This is a genomic window from Centipeda sp. (in: firmicutes) (assembly GCF_057271695.1).
Map to the genome: position 1 here is coordinate 1 of NZ_DBHIVL010000107.1, position 6,019 is coordinate 6,019.

Annotated in this window: 6 protein-coding genes and 1 pseudogene; 6 read left to right on the forward strand and 1 reads right to left on the reverse strand. The window is 58.3% G+C overall.

Annotation, left to right across the window (positions count from 1 at the left end; translation table 11 throughout):
- The first annotated feature begins 68 nt into the window (after positions 1-68).
- From trmD to ACO6BQ_RS11740, 5 genes and pseudogenes are all read left to right on the forward strand, one after another.
- On the forward strand, positions 69-809 hold the full coding sequence (gene trmD / locus ACO6BQ_RS11720; protein WP_489121142.1) for a tRNA (guanosine(37)-N1)-methyltransferase TrmD: 741 nt from the start codon (positions 69-71) through the stop codon (positions 807-809).
- Positions 810-901: 92 nt separating this feature from the next.
- Positions 902-2,359: a nicotinate phosphoribosyltransferase gene (locus ACO6BQ_RS11725; RefSeq protein WP_489121144.1), complete on the forward strand. Its 1,458-nt coding sequence runs from the start codon at positions 902-904 to the stop codon at positions 2,357-2,359.
- Between the two features lie 7 nt (positions 2,360-2,366).
- Complete coding sequence (locus ACO6BQ_RS11730) at positions 2,367-3,233, forward strand: shikimate dehydrogenase (protein WP_489121145.1); 867 nt, start codon at positions 2,367-2,369, stop codon at positions 3,231-3,233.
- 107 nt (positions 3,234-3,340) lie between these two features.
- Positions 3,341-3,631: a nitrogenase component 1 gene (locus tag ACO6BQ_RS11735; RefSeq protein ID WP_489121146.1), complete on the forward strand. Its 291-nt coding sequence runs from the start codon at positions 3,341-3,343 to the stop codon at positions 3,629-3,631.
- Positions 3,632-3,807: 176 nt separating this feature from the next.
- A pseudogene (locus ACO6BQ_RS11740) lies at positions 3,808-5,058 on the forward strand (nitrogenase component 1).
- Between the two features lie 62 nt (positions 5,059-5,120).
- Here ACO6BQ_RS11740 and ACO6BQ_RS11745 read toward each other — a convergent pair.
- Positions 5,121-5,834: an ABC transporter ATP-binding protein gene (locus ACO6BQ_RS11745; protein ID WP_489121147.1), complete on the reverse strand. Its 714-nt coding sequence runs from the start codon at positions 5,832-5,834 to the stop codon at positions 5,121-5,123.
- Between ACO6BQ_RS11745 and ACO6BQ_RS11750 the strand changes: the two genes are divergently transcribed.
- Positions 5,833-6,019 (forward strand): hypothetical protein (locus ACO6BQ_RS11750; protein WP_489121149.1); only part of this gene is annotated, 187 nt, incomplete at its 3' end. The genes ACO6BQ_RS11745 and ACO6BQ_RS11750 overlap by 2 nt on opposite strands.

Here is a 6,019-nt window from a genome sequence, read left to right on the forward strand (position 1 = left end):
CAGTGCGGGCAAAAAAGATGCGTCAAGATGGCGTGGCTGAATTTATCAGTGCTTCCTAAGGAGTTCCTATGAGAATCGATCTTGTGACACTCTTTCCCGAGATGTTTGCGGGCGTATTTGGCACGAGCATCATTGGGCGAGCCGCAGAGCGTGGCATAGTGGATGTTCACTATACAAATTTTCGTGACTATTCGACGGATAAACACCGTCATGTGGACGATACCCCGTGCGGCGGCGGGGCGGGTATGGTCTTAAAACCCGAGCCCCTTTATGCTGCCGTGCGTGACATTCGTGCCAAGACCGCCGACTGTGAGGGTCGGCGGTGCACCATCATCTTCGATCCTGCGGGCGAGGTGTTCACGCAGAAGACGGCAAAGGAACTGGCGGCATACGAACAGCTCATTCTTATCTGCGGACACTATGAGGGCTTTGATGTGCGCGTCTACGATCTCGCCGACCGTCTCATCTCCGTTGGGGACTTCGTGCTGACGGGCGGGGAGATCCCTGCGATGCTCGTGGTCGATGCGACGGCGCGCATGCTGCCGGGCGTGCTCGGCGACGATACGTCTGCACCGACGGATTCGTTTTTTGATGTGCTGCTCGGCTATCCGCAGTACACACGTCCGCGCGAATTCGAGGGAAAGTCCGTCCCCGATGTCCTGCTCTCCGGCAATCATGCGGAGATTGCACGCTGGCGGCGTGAGCAGTCGCTCCTCGCAACGCTGCGTCATCGTCCCGAACTTCTGCCGTTGGCAAAACTGACGAGCGATGACTTGAAATTTCTCGCAAAACAGAATGAAATTCTGTGAAAAACTCTTTTTGCGTGAATCTTGAGGAAATGGTATAATGCAAAGGAATGATTGTTATGCCATTTCTTTCTGCCCGATAGGGGGACACTACTGTGACGCAGTTTGATAAGCGAAATTTGTCGATGATGATGGATTTCTATGAGATGACAATGTCCTACGGATATTTTCATCAATGCCACGGCGATGTGCGCGTTGCATTCGACCTCTTCTTCCGCTCTGTTCCGGACAAGGGGGGCTATGCTGTGTTCGCTGGACTTGAGCACGTTATTGAATTTGTGGAAAACCTCTCGTTTTCGGAGGCGGACATCGACTATTTCCGTGCACAGAATCTGTTTTCGGAGGAGTTCTTGTCGTTCCTGCGCGGCTTCCGCTTCCGTGGGGACATCTATGCCGTCCCCGAGGGGACGATCATCTATCCCGACGAGCCGCTGATGACGATTGTTGCGCCCATCATTGACGCGCAGCTGATCGAGACGGCGATTCTCGCACAGATCAATCATCAGTCCCTGATTGCAACGAAGGCTTCGCGCATCGTGCGTGCGGCAGAGGGGCGCAAGGTGTCGGACTTCGGCGCGCGGCGTGCGCACAACATGGACGCTGCGACCTACGGCGCACGCGCGGCCTACATCGGCGGTGTCGATATGACGGCAACGGTGTCGGCAGGACAGCAGTTCGGCATTCCCATATCGGGGACGATGGCACACAGCTGGGTCATGTTCTTCGAGGATGAGTTCACGGCGTTCAAAAAATATGCGGAGCTCTATCCGCAGGCGACCGTGCTCCTCGTCGATACCTACGATGTCATTCATTCGGGGATTCTGAACGCCATCCGTACGGCGCATGAGGTGCTTGCGCCGCAGGGGCATCGCCTTGTGGGGGTGCGCATCGACTCGGGCGATCTGGCGTATCTCTCGAAGCGCATTCGCACGATGCTGGATGATGCGGGGCTGGCGGACTGCAAGATTATCCTGTCGAACAGCCTCGATGAGTTTACGATCTCCTCACTTCTTCTCCAAGGAGCGCAGGTGGACAGCTTCGGTGTGGGCGAGCGTCTGATAACGGCGAAGTCCGACCCTGTCTTTGGTGCGGTCTACAAGCTCGTCGCCGTGGAGGATGCGGGCATCTTTTCGCCGCGCATCAAGATGTCGGAGAATGTGGAAAAGCTGACGAATCCCGGGCTCAAGGATCTCTACCGTATCTACGACAGGCACGGTAAGGCGGTCGCAGATATGCTCGCCGTACAGGGAGAGGAGATCGATCTCACGAAGCCGTTCCGCTATGTCGACCCGCGCAAGCCGTGGAAGAACCGCTTCTTTGAGGGGGTCACGGCGGTGAATCTGCGCCGTCCCTATATGCGTGCGGGCAAGCGCGTGGAGCAGCTGCCGACACTGGAAGAGGTTCGCTGCTATGTGCAAAAGCAGCTGACGGAGGAGATCTGGCCGGAGGAGCAGCGTTTTGAGAATCCGCACCGTCACTATCTCGATATGACACCGATGTATTACGAGATCAAGATGGGACTGCTCGACGATATGCGCGGCAAGCATAGTTAGGATATATATGATTACAGGAAAGACAAGACTGCTCGCCGTCATCGGCGCACCCATCGCCCACAGCCTCTCACCGATCATACAGAATGCAGCCCTGCACGCCGCAGGGCTTGACTATGTCTATGCGGCTCTTCCCATGCGTGCGGATGCCCTCGCGTCTGCGGTGCGTGGCCTCTATGATGCGGGGATTGCAGGATTTAACGTGACGATCCCGTTCAAAACGGCGATCATCCCGCTGTTGGATGCGCTGAGCGAGGATGCGCGGCGCATTCAGGCGGTGAATACCGTAGTGGTCGAGGACGGCAGGTTGGTCGGGTACAATACGGATGTTGCGGGATTCCTTGCGGGATTTGCGGAGCGGGGGATTGCGCTCACAGGAAAAAATGCCGTACTGATTGGTGCGGGCGGCGCAGCGCGGGCTGCACTGTGGGGACTTCTGCGCAGCGGCGTTTCCTCTGTCGCAATCGGTGTCCGCAGCGTGGAAAAGGGCGCGGTGCTTGCGGCAGACTTTGCGGCAGACGGCGATGTGCGGGCGGTATCCTTTGATGATGTCGCATGGATTGCTGCGTGCAGCGATGCCGATCTTGTGGTGCAGACAACGCCGCTGGGCATGACACCACACACGGAGGAGATGCCGCCTGTGGATGCGGCAATGATAAAGCCCTCTGCGGTCGTCTACGATCTGATCTATACGCCCGCTGAGACGCGCTTTCTGTGCGAGGCACGGGCGCGGGGATGTGAAACGATCAACGGCGAGACAATGCTCGTCGCGCAGGGCGCAGAGGCATTTCATCTCTGGACGGGGAAACGTCCCGACGTGGAACTCATGAAGCACGTGCTGCGTGAGGAGCTTGCACGGAATACTTTGCGGTACTGACACCGATGACGGTTGAGGAACTGGAGGACTTGGTGGAGCAGTATGGCAATTAAGGTAAAACGCGCGGGGGTGCGGCGGAGCGTCTGCGTGCGTGCGTCCGCTATGCGGTGGAGAAGTATCATCCGCATGCTGTCTTTATCGGCGGCTCCTGCGTGAGTGGCATCATCGGAGACGATACGCGGGCAGTGGCGGAAGAGATGGAGGAGGAACTCGATCTGCCTGTTGTGGCAGTCCCCACGAGCGGCTTTTTGGACAATGAATCCTTTGACGGCTATCTCTCGGTTGCGCGTGTGCTGACCGACCGCTTTATGCATCCACCCGCGCGTGTGCGGCAGGGGACGGTGGCGTTTCTCGGGGACTATGGCGGCTTCTACAGCTCCTATGTGCAGGAGCTGTAGCGGCTGCTCGCGGGGATCGGACTGCAGCTTACAGTACAGTTTCCCACCTATACGCCGCTGGATGGGATACAGGCGGTATCGGAGGCGGAGCTACTCATTGTGCTCGGCAGTTCGATGTCGGACGAGAAGCAGGAGATGCTCGTCGCGTTCGCAGAGGAGCTGCATACGTGCTGTGGATGGAGAGCTGTGCGCTGACAGGCGCGGCAGCGTTCTTCGCGGGGGTGCGCGGCTGTGCCGTGATCGTCAATGGTCCGCTGTGGTGCTATCTCTTTACGCAGCGGCACATCGAGCAGAGCCAGAGCGACATCTCGCACAGCATGAAGTGCACACAGCTCGACAACGATGCAATTGTGTTCGGTGCGGAGGAGTATCTGCGCGAAGCCCTGCAGCCGCATATCGACCATCCGCCCGCGCTGCTCGCCGTCATTAGCGGCAGTTCGGCAAGTCTGATCGGCGATGATGTCGGTGCGATTGCACGCGCGGCGGGGGTGACCTGCCCCGTGGTCACTATTGACAGCGGCGGGCTGGTCGGCAGCTTTGCGGATGGATGGACGCGTGCTTCCTGCGCGATGCTCGATGTGTTGCTCAGAGAGACACGGGGAGAGGTGCGGCGCGGGGTCAACCTCATCGGCATGACCTCATCCTACTACAACGGTGAGAACGATGTACGGGAGCTTGTACGCCTGTTGACGGGGGCGGGCTATGAGGTGCGCCACGTATTCAGTTGCGACATGGCACCCGAGAGCATTGGCGATCTCTCACAGGCGGAGCTCAATATCGTTGTGCATGATGAGCTCGGGCTTGCAGCGGCAAAGCACATCGAATAGCACTGCGGCACGCCGTATATCGCACCGCTTCCACCGTACGGCCGCGCGGGGACGAAGCGGTGGCTTGCGGCGATCTTTTCCGCACTGCCGCCCGTATGCGGCGAGGATGCCATGGAGGAGATTGCAGCGGCGGAGCGCAGGGACTTCCTGCGGATCAACGATCTCAAGAATACGTGGGGAGAGTTGCTCTTTGATACCGCACTCATCCGTGCGCCGCGCTCGTCGGCGTGGGGGCTTGCCGAGGCACTGCGGACGGAGTGGGCGGATGTGCGTCACCTCGCGGTTGCAGCGCAGCTGCGCGAGGACGCTGCTGCCGCACAGATCGCGGACGAGCAGCTCGAGGAGACGGATACGGCGCGGGCGCAGGGAGTGCTCGCGGCGATGGAGCGTGGTCTGCTCATGGGGAGCAGCAGCGAGTCCGTGCTTGCCGACCCGCGCAGGATGCTCTACGTCCCCGTCTCTTATCCTGTCGTGGATCGGCTCCACATCTCGGATCAGCCGTTTATGGGACTGCGCGGCGCACGGCACATCGAGGACATGCTCTGGAACGGGAGCGTCCTCAGGCGGGAACTGTCTGTCCGAGTAGGTATACATGGATAAGATGGCCGCTCTATGAAAAATCGGGGCTGCTGCACATTTCTTTCGTGCAGCAGCCCCGTTTCTCATTGATGAGCTTGTGGTGGGAGGGGGACACAGGTGCGTGTCTCGGGGATGTGTTCATACCCGACAATCTTCGCGGTGACCCCATACAGTTTTGTGAGCCGTTCCTCTGTGATTGTATCGTTTGTCTGTCCCACGAAAAACACGCCGTCCCGCCCCATGATGGCAGTCTGATCTGCACAGTAAAAGGCATGACTTGGTGCATGTGTCGTCATCATAACCGTGATCCCCGCCGCACTGAGTGTACGGATGCGGTTCATCACGAGCACCTGATTGCCGAAATCGAGGCTCGCCGTGGGCTCGTCCATGCAGAGGAGCTGCGGCTGCTGCACAATCGCACGTGCCAAGAGGACAAGCTGCCGCTCTCCGCCGCTGATCTTTGTATAGATCTTTTTTGCAAGATGTTCGATGCCGAGCATCTCAAGTGCGTTGTCAGCAATTTTGCGATCCTTTTTTCCGGGAATACCGAGACTGCCGATGTGGGCTGCCCGCCCCATCAGCACAACATCGCGGACTGTGAATGGAAACGGGGGCGTGTGTGTCTGCGGAACATAGGCGATGCGGCGTGCCCGCTCCTCCACTGTCCACGCGGACATATTCTCTCCGGATAGCAAAATTTCACCTGCAAGTGGGGGCAGCAGCCCAAGAATCGTCTTGAAGAGCGTCGTCTTTCCAACACCGTTCGGGCCAAGCAGACAGAGGGTCTGTCCACGCATGACAGAGAACGAAATATTACGAAAGATCCGTGTGCTGCGGAAAGAAAAGGCTGTCCGGCGATATAGCGGCGAGGCTGCCCATCAGCCAGTAGACGATGACAGGCAGCTTGTCATACGGATCGGCGACATACTTAAGGAAACACTGAAAAATTCTTTTGTTGCACGATTGAGCTCCGAAATATTAC